This is a genomic window from Bacillus sp. FSL M7-1020 (assembly GCF_038050415.1).
GTDB lineage: Bacteria > Bacillota > Bacilli > Bacillales > Bacillaceae_G > Bacillus_A > Bacillus_A toyonensis.
The window spans coordinates 4216609-4235305 of the sequence record NZ_JBBOTW010000001.1; the positions used below are offsets into that span (position 1 = coordinate 4216609).

Here is an 18697-nt window from a genome sequence, read left to right on the forward strand (position 1 = left end):
TACCCTCTCTTTACCTATTTGACTACTTTCATTATAGGTGATGAGGAAAGCGGAAATCAAAACATACTTCTCATACTTTGTCCATATATATGAAGAAGAAAGGGGAATGACGATGGATGTAAGAGAACATACTTTTTTCTCTCTGCTTATTATTAGTTATTTTATTGCCTTTGGGGTTATACTTGGCGGTTCATTAATTGGTGGATTTGGTGCGTTTCTTATCGGAAAACCAGCTCTAACTTACATTAATCAATTCGCCCAAAATTTAAGAATTTGGGCACTCGTTGCAGCAATCGGCGGAACATTTGATACCTTTTATAGCTTTGAAAGAAGCTTCTTTGGCGGAGATATGAAAGATATCGTAAAACAAATTCTCCTTATTTTTTTCGCAACTGGCGGTATGCAAACAGGTCTTATTATTATTAAATGGCTAACGCAGGAACATGTATGAGAGTGCCAAGTGCCAATACAGCAAAAAGATGGTACTTAGTTTTAGCTGGCGCTGCTGTTGGAGGCGTGTTGAGCTGGTTTATTTTTTTGTACATATACGGTGTTTTTCAAGAAGAACAATCTAGTAAAATAGCAGAGCAACGAGAAATTATAGAAAAACAAGAAGCAAAGCTCCACGTCCTTCTCGAAGATCAAGAAAAGTTGAACACAGAAAATAAACGTCTCTTAACAATTCAAGAGATTAAAATAAAAATAATAAATCGAGAAAAATATGATTTAGACAATCTAACACTCGAAAATATGACCACTTCTATCCATAATGACCTCCAACATCTTTTAACGAAAAACATTCAAAGTATCGCAAAAAATAAAGACCTACTCAAAAAAGCAATCGAAAACAAAACGTACAAACATTACGATCGTATATACCGCTTTAAAGTCGATACAATTTCTTTTGATACTGTACTTGAAATTAGTATTGATATAGAGAAAGAAAAATAAAGAAGGAGGGCTTAAGTGCCGCTCCTTCTTTTCGTTTTAACATATACTCTCTTATTTACAAATATCACGTAAATCAGCAAACAGACGATCCGCTTCTTCCCAAGAAGATGCTTTTGCACCAGAAGCCATCGGATGTCCTCCGCCGTTATATTGCATTGCTAATTTATTTATAACTGGCCCTTTTGAACGAAGGCGAACACGAATTACATCGTCTTCCTCTAAAAATAGAACCCATGCCTTTAATCCGTCAATATTACCAAGCGCTCCAACAACACCAGATGCTTCAGAAGGAAGTACATCAAATTCTTCTAATACTTCTTTCGTTAATTTAATGTAAGCTGCTCCTTCTTCTACCATCGTAAAGTTTTGTAAAATATAACCGTTTAAACGAGCGATTTTTTCTTTTGTCTTATACATTTCATTGTATAAATCTGTGAATTTCACACCCATATCAACAAGCTCACTTACGTAAAGGAGTGTTTTTGCTGTTGTATTCGGGAATAAGAAACGACCTGTATCTCCAACAATCCCTGCTAAAATAAGGCGAGCTGCTTCTTTTGTTATTTTTAATCCTTTATCTTTTCCATAGTTATAAAACTCATAAATCATTTCACTTGTAGAACTTGCTGTCGTATCTACCCACGTAATATCTCCGTACGGATCTTCATTTGGATGATGATCAATTTTGATTAACATCTTCCCTTTTGTATAGCGTTGATCGTCAACACGTTCTTGGTTCGCAGTATCACAAACGATAACAAGTGCATTTTCGTATACGCTATCTTCAATATTATCCATTACTCGTAAGTATGCTAGTGACGGTTCATTGTACCCAACCGTATAAATATTTTTCTCTGGAAACGATTCTTGCAAAATCGTACCAAGACCGCCTTGTGAACCTAACGCATCTGGATCCGGACGCACATGACGATGAATAATAATTGTCTCAAATTCTTTAATTACTCCTAAAATTTGCTCATGCATATGTATAATCTCCTTTTTATTCAACTTCTTCACTTTATCCTCCATTATAACGGAAAGTATTTCATACATGCGAACAATTGCTTTATAATAAAAATTAGAAAGTTTAGATATTTCTTTTTTCTTCACTATAATTTTCACAAAGCGATGGGAGTGTGCATTATGCCAGTATTAGTCTTCTGTATTATCGTCTCATTTATGTTGTACCTCTTCTACAAAACAAAATACTTTCGTACAAACCGCCCAATGGAAAAAGGTTGGCTCTCAGGAAAATCCGCAATGGCACTCGGTTCATTCGTCTTATTCTTCGGGATAAACCAATTCTTTTTAGAACTTTCAACCGCTCGTATGATCGTCGGTGTTTTATTCGTTCTATTTGGTAGTGCGAGTGCATTTAATGGATTTCGCCAATATAAACATTTCTTTCCATTAGCAGTTAAAGAAGCAGAAGCATATGAAGCAACGTAAAAAAGCATCACCATTGTGATGCTTTTTTACGTCCTCTACTTTTTAAAATCATATATGCAACAAACGCAGAAGGTATATTAAATAGGTTGCCTTGCACATGAAAATGTAATTGTTCCTCTTCAAAAGACATTTTTTCATATAGTTCTCGCTGAGATAATCCTGTACGTTTCCTTTTTTCATGTAAACCTTGTAAATATAAATATTGGATCGGTATCATTACAAGAAAGTAAAATAGTGCGATACCACCAAAGAAGATTATTTCTGATGACATATTGCATACCGCCTCCTCAAAATCCATTTTCTTACAATATAATTGTAACATAGTCTACCATCTAAATGAATTAATATTCTGTCATTTAACATTATATAAATCACTCTCTACAAAAAAAAAAGATGGAACAAATCAAAACGATTTGTTCCATCTTTTTATTTATCAATCAATTGCACCATAAGTAATGCTTTTCCAACAACATTACCTTCATGGTGTACTTCTACATCAACCTTACCAAATTTACGGCCAATTTCTAATACTTTCGGATGAACGGATACAACATTATCAATCTGAACCGGCTTTACAAAATAAATTGTTAAGTTCTCAACAATTGAATCACTCTTCTTCTGAGCACGAATGACACGGTTTGTTGCTTCTGTCACAATTGTTGTAAATACACCGTAAGATAATGTTCCGATTGAATTCGTCATTTGTGGTGTCACTGAAAATTGATACAAATGCTCATTTTTTGCTTCTTTCGGCGTCATAAATTGATTCGTTACAATATCATCAATCGTTTCACCAACTTGTGGTTGACGCTGAATCATCTGTAATGCCTGAAGTACATCTTGACGACTAATGATACCTTGCAATTTATTTCCATCTTCCACAACAGGAAGTAATTCAATACCTTCCCATACCATCATACGCGCTGCAGCTGCGACAGACATCTTTCCATTTACCGTAATAGGGTGTTTCGTCATCACTTTATCAATTGGTGTATCTTTCGCAACACCAATCATATCTTTCGAAGTTACGATACCTAACACCTTTTTATTTTCATCCACAATTGGATAACGTCCATGCATCGTCTCTTCATTGTACTCATGCCATTTCTGCACGATATCACTAGGCTTTAAATATAGTGTTTCTTCAATCGGTGTTAAAATATCTTCAACGAGTACAATTTCTTTCTTAATAAGTTGATCATAAATCGCGCGGTTAATTAACGTTGCGACCGTAAATGTATCATAGCTACTGGAAATAATCGGCAACTTCAATTCGTCTGCTAACTTTTTCACATGCTCTTCTGTATCAAATCCACCTGTAATTAATACAGCGGCCCCTGTTTCTAATGCTAATTGATGTGCATTCGTACGGTTCCCGATGATAAGCAAGTTCCCCGCTTCTGTATAGCGCATCATCGCTTCTAATTTCATAGCCCCGATTACGAATTTATTTAATGTTTTATGTAGTCCTTCTCTGCCTCCAAGTACTTGACCATCAACAATGTTAACGACTTCTGCATATGTTAGTTTTTCGATATTCTCTTTCTTCTTTTGTTCAATTCGAATTGTTCCGACACGTTCAATTGTACTAACATATCCTTTATTTTCTGCATCTTTAATCGCACGGTAAGCTGTCCCTTCACTTACACTCAAATCTTTCGCAATTTGCCTTACAGAAATTTTATGCCCTACCGGTAGGCTATTAATATGTTCTAAAATTTGATTATGTTTGGTAGCCAAATGGTTTCACCATACTTTCTTTTCCCTAAATTCTTCATGTGTTGTATTCCCAGTATACTATATTTTCAAAACTGTTACACTCTCTCTTTGTATATCTGTACTATTTTTTTTATAACAAAATGACCCTTGCATTCCACTAGTCATTCCATTACAACAATGTAATGCTATTGTCATCTCGTTCGATAGTTCGTCCACACACTTCCATATACAATTAAGACAAGAAATGAAACAAAGGAGCGAATACATGATGAAAAAAATTTTAGAGGTTATAGGCGCAGTATTTTTAGCTTGTGTAGATGGGAAAAAAGTTGCAATGGATTTGAATGAAACTCCTGAACAGCCGCGTTCAAAAAGAGAAGAGTCAACTAAACAAATACAGACTTTAAAAGCTGTACTACACGCATAAAAAGCCCTTCACTTGTCTTTTCAAATGAAGGGTATCTGTTTTATAGCGTAATATTTTCTCCAACTTCTAATACTTTCCCTGTACAATTTTGTAGTTTTTCTACAAATTGATATGGATCCTGTTCAATAACTGGGAACGTATTGTAATGCATCGGTACAACAGTTTTCGCATGAATCCATTTTGCTGCTAAAACAGCATCTTCTGGTCCCATTGTGAAATTATCACCAATTGGTAAAAACGCTATATCTATATCATTCAGTTCCCCAATTAACTTCATATCAGAGAATAGAGCCGTATCCCCTGCATGGTAAACCGTTTTCTCTTCTGCTGTAAATAAAATACCCGCTGGCATACCTGTATATGTAATCGTCTTATTTTCTTCATCAATATAACTAGAGCCGTGGAATGCTTGTGTAAACTTCACTTTTCCGAAGTCAAATTCATGTGAACCACCAATATGCATCGGATGTGTTTCTACACCTTGCCAACTTAAAAATGTCGCTAGTTCAAATGGCGCCACAACAACTGCATTATTTTTCTTCGCAAGCTCTACTGTATCTCCAACATGATCACCATGACCGTGCGATAAAAGAATTGCATCTACTTTTACATCTTCAGCCTTTAAATCTGTTTTCGGATTTCCCGTTAAAAATGGATCAATTAAAATCACTTTTCCATTCGTTTCAATCTTTACAACTGAATGCCCATGATAAGATACTTTCATTATTACATTCCTCCCCTATTCACATTCTCACTTTTTATTCTACATGATTTTTCAATTCCCTGTCTTTTCTAACATCTATTTACTTGTCATAACGCTTTCTTCCGAGGTAAAGTTATATTTGTAATTAAATATCTCGGGGGTGCCAATCGATGAATGCTAGATTAGAAAATTTAATGCAATGGCTAAAAGAAAAAAACGTAGAAGCCGCGTTCTTAACTTCTACACCAAACGTTTTCTACATGACAAACTTCCAATGTGAACCACACGAAAGACTACTTGGTATGTTTGTATTCCAAGAAAAAGAGCCTATTTTAATTTGCCCTAAAATGGAAGAAGGCCAAGCACGTAACGCTGGATGGGCACATGAAATTATCGGATTCACTGATACTGACAGACCATGGGATATGATTGCAAAAGCAATTAAAGACCGTGGCATCAATGCAAATGCAGTTGCAATTGAAAAAGAACATTTAAACGTAGAACGTTACGAAGAATTAACAAAATTATTCCCAAATGCAGCTTTCAAATCAGCAGAGGAAAAAGTTCGCGAGCTTCGTTTAATTAAGGATGAAAAAGAACTTTCTATTTTACGTGAAGCAGCTAAAATGGCAGACTATGCTGTTGAAGTTGGGGTAAATGCAATTAAAGAAAACCGTAGCGAACTAGAAGTATTAGCAATTATTGAACACGAATTAAAAACAAAAGGCATACATAAAATGTCATTTGATACGATGGTATTAGCAGGTGCTAACTCTGCTCTTCCACACGGTATTCCAGGTGCTAACAAAATGAAGCGCGGCGATTTCGTACTATTTGATTTAGGCGTAATTATTGACGGTTATTGCTCTGATATTACACGTACAGTAGCATTCGGTGAACTTTCTGAAGAACAAACTCGCATTTACAACACTGTACTTGCTGGACAACTACAAGCAGTTGAAGCATGTAAACCAGGCGTTACACTTGGCGCAATTGATAATGCTGCTCGTTCTGTTATCGCGGATGCAGGTTACGGAGACTTCTTCCCGCACCGACTTGGTCACGGACTTGGAATTAGCGTTCACGAATATCCAGATGTAAAAGAAGGCAACGATTCTCTATTAAAAGAAGGTATGGTCTTCACAATCGAACCAGGTATTTACGTACCAAACATAGGTGGCGTTCGTATTGAAGATGATATTTACATCACAAAAGACGGATCAGAAATTTTAACGAAATTCCCGAAAGAATTACAATTTGTAAAATAAGAAAAAGGCAGCTTAATTGCTGCCTTTTTCTATTTTTCTACTACTTTAAATTTCTCTACAATCATTTGTCCTGGGTAACTTTCAAGTATGTGAGAAGACCATACTTTTATTTTATCTCCTGTTTTTAATTGATTAGATGCGTTTTTCTCCTGAAAGCTCAACACTATATCTGATGGATGTTCTTTATTCATTTGTTGTTCTATATAATTTTGTAACTCTACTTTTGTTTCAAACGTTTTATCATCGGCAAAAAATACCGTTTCATTTCTTACTATGACATACCCTTCTTCAGGTACTTTTTTTACCTCTACTTGTTTTGTAGTACACGCTGATAATATGATTAGAAATACACTAAAAAATATATACATAGAAACTCTCATATTCCTACTCATTTTTATCCCTCACTCTATGTTTGCTATTTCCGCTTTAAAACCATCTTCTCTTCATACTTATCATCCCATTTAATCACAATCTCTATCGGTTCATCTTTAGATAGAGGCGCACAACTTACACAAAAAGATTTCATTTCAATCCTTGCTCCTTTATGAACTTCTGACGTTTCTGTCATTGTACTAAAGGTCCCATGAATAGAAATCTCCAAATTTTTAAATTCTGTATTTCCATCTCCGCCCTTATACTGAAACGTAAATATTCCATCTTCACTGTCATCCTTAATATGCCCTTTATATTGCCCCGTCCAACTTTTGCTCTCGCTAGAAAAAGTAACATACGAAATCGAACAACTTCCTAAAAAGAAAATACTTATAAAAAAGAATAATGTTCTCTTCATAATGCCCTCCATTCAAAAGCACTTATTTATCCCGCAGTAACGGGCAGTAAGACCCCAACCTCAAAATTCGGTGAAAGCAAAGAAGTTAGTTGGGGGATGACCCCCCCCACTGATTAAAGCTTCACTTTATTGTCTATTTCTTCCTTTTATTATATTATTAAAATGCAGAATTTTCTAAAATAGGAGGTTTATATGTTACAACAACAGTTAGAAGAAATTCGTAATAATAATTACATACTGGACAACACAATTCATATTGATTCTTTAAGTTCCAATATGCTTGAACATATCGGTGTTACTGATAGTTATTTAAGGGATAAACTTATTTACTCTACTTTTTATCATCTCATCAAGAAGGGCTATATTTCACACTCACACTTGCAGAAACTATTATTAGAAAGCATCAGTGATAAATATTTATTGTATAAGATTCATTCGGATGACGAAGATGCGGTATTTACCCGTGCATTTACGACATTATTAATTGCGCTCATTATTGATGCGGATACAAATCATAATTTCTTATCACAGACTGATATATTAAATGTAAAAGATCAATTAATTTTATATATGAACAAAGAGCACGACTTACGAGGCTATGTCCAAGAACGTGGCTGGGCGCATAGTGTCGCTCATGCTTCCGATACATTTGAAGCGCTTGTGAATAGTCCTAAACTGGAAAATTTATATTACGAAGAAATATTACAAACTTTATTAAACAAAGTTTGTGTTCATTCCATCTATTACAAATACGAAGAAGATGAGCGTCTCGTTTATCCAATTGTCGCAATGCTGCAAAATGGCCTAAAGGAAGAAGTACTCATATTAGCCCTTCGTGATTTAGCAACTCAATTACAAGTTCAAAAATCAACACTACATATTGAATCATACGAATTTCTATACGGAAATATAAAAGCTTTCTTACGTAGCTTATTTTTCAGATTACGTACAATATCTATATGTAAGGAAACTGAATACGAAATTGAAAAATTACTACAAGGACTTCGCCAATATTACTAAAAAAGAAGGCCCTTTAAAAAGTGCCTTCTTCTATTTCACTAATATTTAATTGAAATTTTACGATCCAAACTGAGAAAAGGTGGACAAGAAGCGCAAACGCCATACATGCTCCGCTTAAAAAAGTTAGTATAGGATGCGAATACACGTGCCCCAATCCATAGGATATCGCCACGAAAAACATTGTTATGTAAATATAAATTGCTCCATGTATTTGCCTCATATAAACCTCCTTTTCCCATATTATAACATAAATTTTCTGATTATTCACATTAATTACTCGTAATCAATATTTCTCAACTGTTACACCTCTAACAGCAACCTTAATATACGGTAACCCTTGTAAACTTTGTAAATTCTCTATTTTTCCTGTTACGACTACACCGTATATTGGTAGGTTTTTTCATTATAGTTTGTCCTAAAATGCTCTTGAAATCCCCCTTTATTTTCACTTAAAAATATCTAAATACAGCTTTTCTTTTTTAAAATTTTGCATAATAAAAAGCACATCTATTTTAATGTGCTTCTCCAAAAAACACTATTCTATTATTTAATCGCTTCCTTCACAACATCTTGAATCATAACAACTTCTGTTTTCATATCAACAGACGGTGCTTCTTCATCAATACACTCATACCAAAACGCTACATGCTTTTTATCAATTTCATGATGAGAATTTTCGACAAGAGCCCCGCCTTCTCCTTGCACAGAATACCAATATAAGTATTCTTCTCCATCTCTTATTTCCCGGAAAATTGTCTCTACGTACATTTTCTCGTCGTTTAGTGTCAACAGCACTTCTTTCATATTGTCATTAAGAAGCTGCATCCATTCATCTACACGATGACTTTTACCTTGTTTCACTTTAAATCTCGTTAACTCCACATTCATTTTCATTCCCCCATTCTCTTACGTACAAACAAACCATATTCTATTGGATGATGAAAACTTAATTTACTAGCTAATTTTTGCGAAGGAATATTGTCTACATAACAATCCCAACACGGTGTAATATCATTTTGTATACAATGTTCAATGAAACGTGTTGCGACAGCTTGAGCTAACCCTTTCCCTTGATACGCTTCATGCGTCACGATATCAATTTCAGCAAATCCATTCCCACTAAATATCGAAACACATTCCGCTACAGTCATCCCATTTTGTTCTATACAAAATCCAAAACCATCATTCAAAAATGCTTCATTTGATCCCCAATATTCTTTATAATACGCCTGTGTAAATTCATTACTTCGTTCTATATCTCTTCTATCAATACGCTTCACTTCATATGTATTTTTGTTACAATCTCGCTTTCTCTCTTCAAAGGTTACTCTTTGAAATTTCATTCGCGGGATTTTCCGAAGCACATTACTAAAACGCTCTTCTAACATCATTTCCCACTCTTCACTCGAAGTGAACAATGTAAATCTCTTCTCTGTTTTTTCAATGGCCGTTTTTATATACGAAAATACATCTTCGTTATAACTTTCATCTTGCGTATTACCAAATAAATAATGAATGCCATTAGCTGTGATAATTAGTCCTGCTGTTAACTCCTCGTTTGCAAAAACCCTACCATCTATCGTTTGATCACATACTGCATAAGCAAAAGTTGTGGTTCTTGTATTACTTTCTAAAATCGAAAGTATTTTTCTATACTGGGCTACAGATAATTCCCTCATAATTGCTCCACTATAATCGTATCAGCCTCTATATTTTCAAAACAAAGATTTACAGTTCTCTTGAATGCTCTCGTTCTATGAATCGTACATGCTGGAATTAAGATAGAATCATTCGGCTTTAAAACCGCTGTTTCTCCGTCTTGAAAATCGATAAGTAATTCTCCCTCTAATACAATAAATAACTCATCCGAATTAGAATGATAGTGCCAATCATATTCACCAGTAAATACAGCGATTCGTAAGCAATGACTATTTACATTTGAAACGACGAAGTTTTTATGTTGATCTTTTATATCTTTTGTTAAATCTATTAAATTTATCTTTTCCATAGAATCCCCCTCTTTACACCCCTTTATATACTTATCTTTAAATTAGCATAAGAGGCATTTTACTAACAAGAAAAAAATTCCATATGGAAAATTCAAATAAAAAATGACCTCCAATCTCTCCTAACTATAAGAGAAATTAAAGATCATCCTTTCTATTTTATCGGAAATGCACTATCTCCAGCAGAAAGTACACCTTCCATGTAACCTTTTGCAAAATCTGGTAATCCAATGATAAGTACTGCAGTTACAATCCCAATACCAATCCCTCTTAATTTCAGATCATTTTTCTTTTTGCCTACAACCATTGTAATAATTCCTGCTATAAGCAAACCCACTGACAAAATATCATAAATATACCCCATATTGCCCCTCCTATTTACATCTTTATTTCTTTTTATTTTAATTGTACAATGTTTTCCCCTTAAATAAAAGCCCTCCTAATAAAAGGAAGGCTCTACATATATTTCTATTATGATAAAGCAGGAGCTTTTTCAAGAAGCTCTTTTGCATCAGCGTATTGTAAGCCGTGTGCTTCTGCAACTGCTTCGAATGTTACATATCCATCTAATGTGTTAATACCTTTTAGTAATGCAGAATTGCCTAAGCAAGCGTCTTTATAGCCTTTGTTAGCAATTTGTAATGCATATGGTACTGTTACGTTTGTTAATGCAAGAGTTGATGTACGTGGAACCGCACCTGGCATATTTGCAACTGCATAATGAACAACGCCATGTTTTTCGTAAGTTGGGTTGTCATGAGTTGTAATACGGTCAGTTGTTTCGAAAATACCACCTTGGTCAATCGCAATATCTACAACGACAGAACCTGGTTCCATTGATTGAATCATTTCTTCTGTTACAAGTTTTGGCGCTTTTGCACCTGGAATTAATACCGCACCAATAACAAGATCAGATTCTCTTACTGCTTCTGCAATGTTGTAAGGATTAGACATTAACGTTTTTACTTGGTTACCGAAAATGTCATCTAATTGACGAAGACGTTCTGCACTTAAGTCGATGATTGTTACATCTGCACCTAAACCTACTGCAATCTTCGCTGCGTTTGTACCAGCTTGACCACCACCGATAACTGTTACTTTGCCGCGTTTCACCCCTGGAACGCCTGCAAGTAAAATACCTTTACCACCTTTGTTTTTCTCAAGGAACTGTGCACCGATTTGTGCAGACATACGACCAGCTACTTCACTCATAGGTGCAAGTAATGGTAAAGAACGATTGTCTAATTGTACTGTTTCGTATGCAATTGATACCACTTTGTTATCAATTAATGCTTTCGTTAATTCTGGTTCTGGAGCTAAGTGTAAGTATGTGAATAAAATTAAACCTTCGCGGAAATTACCGTATTCACTTGCAACTGGCTCTTTTACCTTCATAACCATATCTTGGTTCCATGCTTCTTCAGCAGTTGCAACAAGTTTCGCACCAGCTTGTACATATTCTTCATCTGTAAAGCCAGATCCTAAACCTGCTCCTTTTTGAACAAAAACTTCATGACCATTTTGTACTAAATGTACTGCTCCCGCTGGCGTCATTGCCACACGGTTTTCATTGTTTTTAATTTCTGTTGGAATACCGATACGCATTATTAGTTCCCCCTTGAGTTATGAAATGACCCCTGAATCATTTTTTAAAGCGCTTTCTACGCCCTTATATTCTAACATAATATCTCAATATTTGACAAAAAAATAACACAAGTTTTCCGATAGATTTAATATTACATGAAAGGACAGTATTATCCGCATCTCTCAGTATGAAGGATAAACTGTCCAATTATTTAAAACTCCATTTTATTTTGTTCTATCGATGTCTATGAATAACATCCACTGCACCAGTCACTTCAATAATTGTACCGGTAATCATATCGGAATCGTCCTCACATAAAAACGAAATCGTTCTTGCGATATCTTCACCTGTTCCAGATCTACCAATTGGTGTGTTATGACTTTTCAGCTGGCGTGCTTCTTGAATTGTCGCCTCTTTCATTTCACCAATAATATCACCAGGACATACCATGTTCGCAGTAATACCGTATTCCGCTTCTTCGTAAGCAACTGTTTTCGTTAATGAAACAAGTCCTACTTTTGCTGCCGCGAAAGCTGAGCGATAAATCCATCCCGGTGCACTATCTGCCCCTTGAAATCCGTAATTAATAATACGGCCAAAGTTCTGTTTTCTCATGACCGGAACGACAAGTTTTAATAAATGAAATACCGCTGTTAAATTGCCCTGAATCATTTCATTCCATTCTTCTTCTTCATAATCGACTAACTTTTTCCGTTCAAATACATATGGACCAGCATTATTAATTAAAAAGTCAATTTTGCCAAAACGGCTCATCGCTTCTTCTACTATTTTATGTAAATCTTCCTTTTTCGTGACATCCGCTTGCACGAATTGTAGACGCTCTTCCATATTTTTATATGTTTCTTTCATCGTTTCCATAGCCGTTATATCGCTATGATATGTTACTGTTACTGAATAGCCTTTAGCCAATAATTTTTCTGTTACTTGCTTTCCTAAACCTTTCGTACCGGCTGTAATGAGCGCATGTCTCACAAAACTGCCCCCTTTTAAATTGCTATAGTTCATATGTAACAAGTTCTCGCACCAATTACAACTAAAATGAATTAAAACAAAGTTTTCAAAATTCTGTAACGTTTCCGACAAGCACATTACCAAAATTTGTTTTATAATAAAGTTGTAAAAGGTAATAAAAATGATTGGGAGGAATTTACTATGAATAATACATATACAAATATTTTAATCGCGGTGGACGGTTCTAAAGAAGCAGAAAAAGCCTTTAAAAAAGCAATTCAAGTTGCAAAACGAAACAATGCAACATTAACAATTGCTCATATCGTTGATGTAAAAGCATACTCAGCAGTAGAAGCTTATAGCCGCGCAATTGCTGAACGTGCAAATCTATTTGCAGAAGACTTATTAGAAGACTACAAAAAAACTGCGCTTGAAGCTGGCCTTGAAAAAATTGAAACTGTATTAGAATTTGGTAATCCTAAATCTAAAATTTCAAAAGAAATCGCTCCAAACCATAAAGTAGATTTAATTATGTGTGGTGCGACTGGTTTAAATGCTGTTGAGCGTTTCCTAATTGGTAGCGTCTCTGAACATATTATTCGCTATGCGAAATGCGATGTCCTTGTTGTTCGTGGTGATGAGGAGCAAGGTGATCTTTAATTCATAAATAAAACACCGAGTCCACATGTTTTACCGAAGGATACGGAAAATTAAGTTCGAGGCCCGAATGAACAATAAATACATGTTGTTAAACAATGATAATAAACGAAAAAGGAGTGGGTAATCCACTCCTTTTTTTCACGACATGCCTTTATTCATAGGAATAAGTCTGCTCTGTTTTTTCTCTATTCTTGCATGGATTTTAAAATCCTCATTTTTCAATTGATTGTTTAATCAAGTTTACACTGTATTCTACTTAATTCTTTGAGCAATTGGATGGTCGTCTTTTAGTTGCAACAAATCCCATAAATTCCCGTATAAATCCTTGAATACTGCAACTATTCCATATTCTTGCTCTTTCGGCTCTCTTACAAATTCTATTCCTCTTGAAATCATTTCATTATAATCTCTCCAAAAATCGTCAGTATTTAAGAAAAGAAAAACTCTGCCGCCTGACTGGTTACCAATAAAAGAATCTTGCTCCGGTTTAGATGCTCTAGCCAGTAATATTGTGGTGCCGACTGAACCAGGAGGTGATACCACTACCCATCTCTTGTTTTGCTCTGGCTGATATATATCTTGGACTAGTGTGAAATTTAGTTTCTTTGTATAGAACTCTATTGCCTCATCGTAGTCTTTTACTACTAATGCGATATGAACTATTGATTGAACCATTATTATCCCTCCTATTATTACTGAATAAGCAAATTATAGTATAACATTTCTTACTTTAATCTATCTGTTAGTTTAATAACACAGGCTCTTGTTTTTCTTCATTTCACATACTTCACTATAAATACAAGACAAACAACCACTACAACAGCTACTGCCAACACATATGGCGGTAGGAACTTCAAAGACCATAGCGCCATCATGATCGTCGCAACCGTTAAGTATGTTTGCTTTGCATCTTCTGTCATTTTTTTACGAAGTAAGAAAACATATACATAACCGATTGGTGGTGTAATGAAGCAAAGAACATATATGATTTTGGATTTCAAATACCATTTTTGTTCTCCAAGTTTCTTTATATCTTCTTCTATTCTTTCATGCTCTTGCTCTCTCGCTTCTTCTACAAGCGGATCTTCCTCTTCTCCTCGCTTTTCTTTCATATAAGGAAGAAAGTGCATAAAAAAATAATATGCAAATACGAACGCTCCAAAACCAATATTTAATCTTTCTAATGGAATATGCTCACTAAAAAAAGCAGCAGTAAGCACTAAAGATAAACAGTACGTCATCATCCAAAATGAACGTTTTCTCTTTTTCCTTTCCATTTCTTTTTTGCCTTGTATATCTTTTCTTTTCGAAAGCCATATAGAAATAAAGCAATCTACTACAAATAGAGCAAAAATAAATATCGCAACGTGTACTGTTTCTATATCCTCAAATGAAAAGATATTTGGGAATGCAACATGTAATACAATTAATGTGTACAAAATTAGCCCTATAAAATAAATACGTCTCATTTTCCATCCCTTTCTTATTTCCTAACATTACGTTAACATACATTTTTTAGAAATAGACGGACAAAATATATATGTTGAAAAAAGGAGGATGCTATATGGATGATTCTGAACGCATTATTTTAGACGTGAACGGCAAAGAAATTGAAATGCTAGATACGATTCGCACTCATTTTAAAGAGAAACACGGCGTTGAACTAAGTAATGGTGCATTACTTCGTGATTTGATGGATATTGAGTATATTCGAATTACGGAAGATCGACATAAGTATAATTAAGCGATGAAATTTTAAGCCTAGAACAGACTGTTCTAGGCTTAATTACATTCCCACTAAAAATGTTATAATTAGGAAAAATACGTGTGGAGGATACCAAAATATGAAATCTGAAAATATCTCAAAGCATTTTCATACGTTACATGTACAAAGAAGCCAGTTCCTTCCTCACCTCCATTCACTATCTCAAGAACAACTGTGGTATCAGCAAAAGAATGGAAAATGGTCTATTGGAGAGCATTTTTATCACCTATATTTAATTGCAAAAATGCTAAAAGTAGCGATTAAATTCTCTTTTACTCTTATCCCTTATGCCAAGCTCAGAAGAAACACCCCATTTGCAACTGACATACATGACATTTATGCCGAATATAAAGAAAAGCATGGCAAAGGAATGAAAGCACCTTGGATTTTAATCCCTTCAAAAAAAGTCTATCAATCTTTGAATGTAACTCAATTAGAAGAATTACTTACACGTGAAACAAATGAAATAAAAAAACTCGTTCAAAATATAGAAGAAAATATTGCAGGGCATATCGTATTTTTAGATCCAATTGCTCACTATCCTAATTTGATTCAATCTATTCAACTATTAGCCATACATGAGAAACATCATTTTATGATTATGAAATGATAAATACTCCTGTAAAAATCTAAATACAAAAAGGTAAGGTACTTTCTATAAAAAGCACCTTACCTTCTATCTCATACATCATTTAATTCCTACAAATTCTCCGACTAACCCTTTCGCCTTCTCCAAAGCTTTTTCAATTTGCTCAAACCCAGTCCCGCCAGCACTATTACGGCGCTTTACAGCGGCATACGGCGAAAGAACTTCATACAAATCTTCTTCAAATAACGAACTCATTTCTTTATACGTTTCAAATGGTACATCTAATAAATAAATTCCTTTTTGTGTGCAATGTAGAACTAACTTCCCAACAATTTCATGAGCTTGACGGAATGGCAGTCCTTTACTTGCTAAGTAGTCCGCAATTTCTGTTGCGTTAGAGAAATCTTGGGTCACAGCTTGCCCCATTTTTTCTTTGTTTACAGTCATCGTTTCCAGCATGCCTGCCATAATATGAAGGCATCCTTCTACTGTTTTCACTGTATCAAACATTCCTTCTTTATCTTCTTGTAAGTCTTTATTGTACGCGAGCGGTAATCCTTTCATTACTGTAAGTAAACTGAATAAATTACCGTATACTCTGCCTGTTTTACCGCGGATTAGTTCCGCCATATCCGGATTTTTCTTTTGCGGCATAATACTGCTTCCCGTTGCGTATTGATCGCTCATTTCAATAAATTGAAACTCTTGGCTACTCCATAAAATAAGTTCTTCGCAAAAGCGTGATAAGTGCATCATGAGCATAGATGAGTTACTTAAAAACTCCAGTATGAAATCACGATCGCTTACCGCATCTAAACTATTTTCATAGATACCATTAAATCCGAGAAGCTCCGCACTATATTCTCGGTCAATCGGGAATGTCGTCCCAGCTAACGCTCCTGCTCCGAGTGGTGAAATGTTAATGCGTTTTAACGAATCTTCATAACGATTCACATCGCGCTCTAACATCCAAAAGTAAGCAAGAATATGATGTGCAAATGATATAGGCTGCGCACGTTGCAAGTGCGTATAGCCAGGCATAATTGTTTCAATATTATTTTCTGCTTGATGAACAAGAACAGTTTGCAATTGTTTTGTAGCTTTTATAATATCTTCTACCTTTTCTTTTATATACAAATGCATATCTGTTGCCACTTGGTCGTTACGGCTTCGGCCTGTATGAAGTTTCCCTCCCACTTCACCGATTTTTTCAATTAACATCTTTTCAATGTTTAAATGAATGTCCTCAGCTTCAACTGAGAAATGTAGCTTATTTTGTTTCGCTTCTTCTAATAAATATTGAAGACCTAGCTTTATTTTCTCGGCTTCTTCTTTCGTAACGATCCCTTGCTTTGCTAGCATCGTTACGTGTGCAATACTCCCATTTATATCTTGATTGACTAATTGTTGATCGAAGGAGATGGACGCTCCAAACTCTTCAACCCACGCTTCCGCTTCTTCTGTAAAACGTCCGCCCCAAAGTTTGCTCACGCTTCCACCTTCTTTTGATTCACTTGACTGTATACTTTCGTCGGTAAACCGAATAATGAAATGAATCCAACTGCTGCATCATGATTAAATTCATCCTGGGCAGTATACGTAGCTAATTTCTCATCATATAACGAGTATTCAGATTTACGCCCTTCTACAATCGCATGACCTTTAAATAATTTCACACGCACTGTACCTGTTACATGCTTTTGCGTTTCTTGTAAAAATGCATAAAGCGCTTGTTTTAAAGGAGAGAACCACAAGCCGTTATAAATAAGTTCCGTTATTTTCTGTTCAATCACCGGTTTAAAATGTGCTACTTCTTTCACGTGTGTTAAATCTTCCAACTCTTTATGCGCTGTAATTAACGTCATTGCTGCTGGGCATTCATATACTTCACGAGATTTAATACCGACAAGACGATTTTCTACGTGATCGATACGTCCAACGCCATGTTTTCCAGCAAGGGCATTTAACGTTTTAATTAGTTCTGACAGTGAATATGAAGTGCCATTTAAAGTCGTCGGTACTCCTGCTTCAAATCCAATTTCTACAAACTCTGGTTTATTCGGTGTATCTTCTAATGCTAATGTCATTTCGTATGCATCTTCTGGCGGCGCTGCCCATGGATCTTCTAAAATTCCACATTCGTTGCTGCGTCCCCATAAGTTTTGATCGATTGAGAATGGGCTATCTAAATTAATTGGAATTGGTACATCGTTTTCTTTTGCATATGCAATTTCTTCTTCACGTGACCACTTCCATTCACGTACAGGCGCAATCACTTCTAAATATGGATTCAATGCTTGAATAGAAACTTCAAAACGAACTTGGTCATTCCCTTTCCCTGTACATCCATGTGCAACTGCATTTGCGCCTTCTTGTACTGCGATTTCTACTAATTTTTTCGCAATAAGTGGACGAGATAATGCAGAGACAAGAGGATATTTCCCTTCGTATAACGTGTGTGCTTGCATCGCCATCAATGCATATTCATTCGCGAATTCTTCTTGAACATCAATCATATACGATTTAATTGCACCTACTGAAAGTGCTTTTTCTTTTACAAACGCTAAGTCTTTTCCTTCCCCTAAATCTAAACAAAGCGCGATAATATCATAATTCTTCTCTTGTAACCATTTAATTGCAACGGAAGTATCAAGACCTCCGGAATATGCTAATACAACTTTTTTCTTCTCCATTTTACATCCCCCTAAAGAATAAATATTCATTATTTCTTATAATAATTCAAACTTTAACACCTTTCATAAAATGAATCAAGGGGAATTCATAATTTTTTTT

26 protein-coding genes are annotated in these 18697 nt (G+C 35.2%); 9 read left to right on the forward strand and 17 right to left on the reverse strand.

The features are described from left to right. Positions 1-37 precede the first annotated feature (37 nt). Positions 38-451: a YtrH family sporulation protein gene (locus MHB70_RS21565; RefSeq protein WP_002034291.1), complete on the forward strand. Its 414-nt coding sequence runs from the start codon at positions 38-40 to the stop codon at positions 449-451. After that, on the forward strand, positions 448-951 hold the full coding sequence (gene ytrI / locus MHB70_RS21570; RefSeq protein WP_001265738.1) for a sporulation membrane protein YtrI: 504 nt from the start codon (positions 448-450) through the stop codon (positions 949-951). The genes MHB70_RS21565 and ytrI overlap by 4 nt, the downstream gene beginning before the upstream one ends. Positions 952-1002: 51 nt before the next feature. Here ytrI and MHB70_RS21575 read toward each other — a convergent pair whose 3' ends face one another. Next, positions 1003-1935 (reverse strand): DHH family phosphoesterase, encoded by a 933-nt coding sequence (locus MHB70_RS21575; protein WP_000545156.1) that lies wholly within the window; start codon positions 1933-1935, stop codon positions 1003-1005. A gap of 159 nt (positions 1936-2094) precedes the next feature. Between MHB70_RS21575 and MHB70_RS21580 the strand changes: the two genes are divergently transcribed. Further along, positions 2095-2400: a YtpI family protein gene (locus MHB70_RS21580; protein WP_001144779.1), complete on the forward strand. Its 306-nt coding sequence runs from the start codon at positions 2095-2097 to the stop codon at positions 2398-2400. 7 nt (positions 2401-2407) lie between these two features. Here MHB70_RS21580 and MHB70_RS21585 read toward each other — a convergent pair whose 3' ends face one another. Continuing rightward, on the reverse strand, positions 2408-2671 hold the full coding sequence (locus MHB70_RS21585; RefSeq protein WP_000093555.1) for a DUF3949 domain-containing protein: 264 nt from the start codon (positions 2669-2671) through the stop codon (positions 2408-2410). 155 nt (positions 2672-2826) lie between these two features. After that, positions 2827-4140: a DRTGG domain-containing protein gene (locus MHB70_RS21590; protein WP_000201581.1), complete on the reverse strand. Its 1314-nt coding sequence runs from the start codon at positions 4138-4140 to the stop codon at positions 2827-2829. Positions 4141-4384: 244 nt separating this feature from the next. Here MHB70_RS21590 and MHB70_RS21595 point away from each other — a divergent pair, with 244 nt between their 5' ends. Continuing rightward, positions 4385-4546, forward strand: a complete 162-nt coding sequence (locus tag MHB70_RS21595) for a hypothetical protein (RefSeq protein ID WP_000976100.1) — start codon at positions 4385-4387, stop codon at positions 4544-4546. A 40-nt stretch (positions 4547-4586) separates the two neighbouring features. Here MHB70_RS21595 and MHB70_RS21600 read toward each other — a convergent pair whose 3' ends face one another. After that, positions 4587-5270 (reverse strand): metal-dependent hydrolase, encoded by a 684-nt coding sequence (locus MHB70_RS21600; RefSeq protein WP_061529684.1) that lies wholly within the window; start codon positions 5268-5270, stop codon positions 4587-4589. Positions 5271-5419: 149 nt separating this feature from the next. On the opposite strand from MHB70_RS21600, the gene pepQ reads away from it, so the two are divergent. Further along, entirely contained in the window at positions 5420-6517 is a 1098-nt protein-coding gene (gene pepQ / locus MHB70_RS21605; RefSeq protein WP_061529685.1) for a Xaa-Pro dipeptidase, read from the forward strand. A gap of 29 nt (positions 6518-6546) precedes the next feature. Here the strand turns inward: pepQ and MHB70_RS21610 are convergent, their stop codons facing one another. Then, a complete protein-coding gene (locus MHB70_RS21610; RefSeq protein ID WP_002156017.1) occupies positions 6547-6909 on the reverse strand; it encodes a DUF3221 domain-containing protein in 363 nt (120 codons plus the stop codon). 23 nt (positions 6910-6932) lie between these two features. Beyond that, positions 6933-7307, reverse strand: coding sequence for a hypothetical protein (locus MHB70_RS21615; protein ID WP_000831581.1), 375 nt, complete (start codon positions 7305-7307; stop codon positions 6933-6935). Between the two features lie 192 nt (positions 7308-7499). On the opposite strand from MHB70_RS21615, the gene MHB70_RS21620 reads away from it, so the two are divergent. Then, positions 7500-8327 carry a DUF2785 domain-containing protein gene (locus tag MHB70_RS21620; RefSeq protein ID WP_000941466.1) on the forward strand — a complete coding sequence of 276 codons (828 nt, stop codon included), beginning with the start codon at positions 7500-7502 and terminating at the stop codon, positions 8325-8327. A gap of 13 nt (positions 8328-8340) precedes the next feature. On the opposite strand, the gene MHB70_RS21625 is transcribed toward MHB70_RS21620, so the two are convergent. From MHB70_RS21625 to MHB70_RS21655, 7 genes are all read right to left on the reverse strand, one after another. Further along, positions 8341-8547, reverse strand: coding sequence for a hypothetical protein (locus MHB70_RS21625; protein ID WP_001248905.1), 207 nt, complete (start codon positions 8545-8547; stop codon positions 8341-8343). A gap of 323 nt (positions 8548-8870) precedes the next feature. Beyond that, complete coding sequence (locus MHB70_RS21630; protein ID WP_002049183.1) at positions 8871-9215, reverse strand: DUF6176 family protein; 345 nt, start codon at positions 9213-9215, stop codon at positions 8871-8873. A gap of 2 nt (positions 9216-9217) precedes the next feature. Beyond that, positions 9218-10006, reverse strand: coding sequence for a GNAT family N-acetyltransferase (locus MHB70_RS21635; RefSeq protein WP_001208746.1), 789 nt, complete (start codon positions 10004-10006; stop codon positions 9218-9220). Further along, the gene (locus MHB70_RS21640) at positions 10003-10335 is read right to left on the reverse strand and encodes a cupin domain-containing protein (protein ID WP_000411489.1); all 333 of its coding nucleotides are present in this window, start codon (positions 10333-10335) and stop codon (positions 10003-10005) included. Before MHB70_RS21640 ends, MHB70_RS21635 begins: the two co-directional genes overlap by 4 nt. A gap of 152 nt (positions 10336-10487) precedes the next feature. Next, positions 10488-10697 (reverse strand): hypothetical protein, encoded by a 210-nt coding sequence (locus tag MHB70_RS21645; RefSeq protein WP_000540692.1) that lies wholly within the window; start codon positions 10695-10697, stop codon positions 10488-10490. Positions 10698-10804: 107 nt separating this feature from the next. Beyond that, on the reverse strand, positions 10805-11938 hold the full coding sequence (gene ald / locus MHB70_RS21650; RefSeq protein ID WP_061529686.1) for an alanine dehydrogenase: 1134 nt from the start codon (positions 11936-11938) through the stop codon (positions 10805-10807). Between the two features lie 214 nt (positions 11939-12152). After that, positions 12153-12944: an SDR family oxidoreductase gene (locus MHB70_RS21655; RefSeq protein WP_002039744.1), complete on the reverse strand. Its 792-nt coding sequence runs from the start codon at positions 12942-12944 to the stop codon at positions 12153-12155. A 147-nt stretch (positions 12945-13091) separates the two neighbouring features. Here MHB70_RS21655 and MHB70_RS21660 point away from each other — a divergent pair, with 147 nt between their 5' ends. Then, a complete protein-coding gene (locus tag MHB70_RS21660; RefSeq protein ID WP_001066672.1) occupies positions 13092-13550 on the forward strand; it encodes a universal stress protein in 459 nt (152 codons plus the stop codon). Positions 13551-13802: 252 nt separating this feature from the next. Here the strand turns inward: MHB70_RS21660 and MHB70_RS21665 are convergent, their stop codons facing one another. Both MHB70_RS21665 and MHB70_RS21670 read right to left on the reverse strand, forming a co-directional pair. Next, positions 13803-14225 (reverse strand): VOC family protein, encoded by a 423-nt coding sequence (locus tag MHB70_RS21665; protein WP_000250789.1) that lies wholly within the window; start codon positions 14223-14225, stop codon positions 13803-13805. A 98-nt stretch (positions 14226-14323) separates the two neighbouring features. Then, positions 14324-15019, reverse strand: coding sequence for a hypothetical protein (locus MHB70_RS21670; RefSeq protein ID WP_061529687.1), 696 nt, complete (start codon positions 15017-15019; stop codon positions 14324-14326). A gap of 95 nt (positions 15020-15114) precedes the next feature. On the opposite strand from MHB70_RS21670, the gene MHB70_RS21675 reads away from it, so the two are divergent. Beyond that, positions 15115-15294 carry a hypothetical protein gene (locus tag MHB70_RS21675; RefSeq protein WP_000342761.1) on the forward strand — a complete coding sequence of 60 codons (180 nt, stop codon included), beginning with the start codon at positions 15115-15117 and terminating at the stop codon, positions 15292-15294. 100 nt (positions 15295-15394) lie between these two features. Continuing rightward, positions 15395-15925, forward strand: a complete 531-nt coding sequence (locus MHB70_RS21680; protein ID WP_061529688.1) for a DinB family protein — start codon at positions 15395-15397, stop codon at positions 15923-15925. Positions 15926-16003: 78 nt separating this feature from the next. Here the strand turns inward: MHB70_RS21680 and argH are convergent, their stop codons facing one another. After that, a complete protein-coding gene (argH, locus tag MHB70_RS21685; protein WP_061529689.1) occupies positions 16004-17395 on the reverse strand; it encodes an argininosuccinate lyase in 1392 nt (463 codons plus the stop codon). After that, positions 17392-18597: an argininosuccinate synthase gene (locus tag MHB70_RS21690; protein WP_061529690.1), complete on the reverse strand. Its 1206-nt coding sequence runs from the start codon at positions 18595-18597 to the stop codon at positions 17392-17394. Before MHB70_RS21690 ends, argH begins: the two co-directional genes overlap by 4 nt. Positions 18598-18697: the final 100 nt, after the last annotated feature.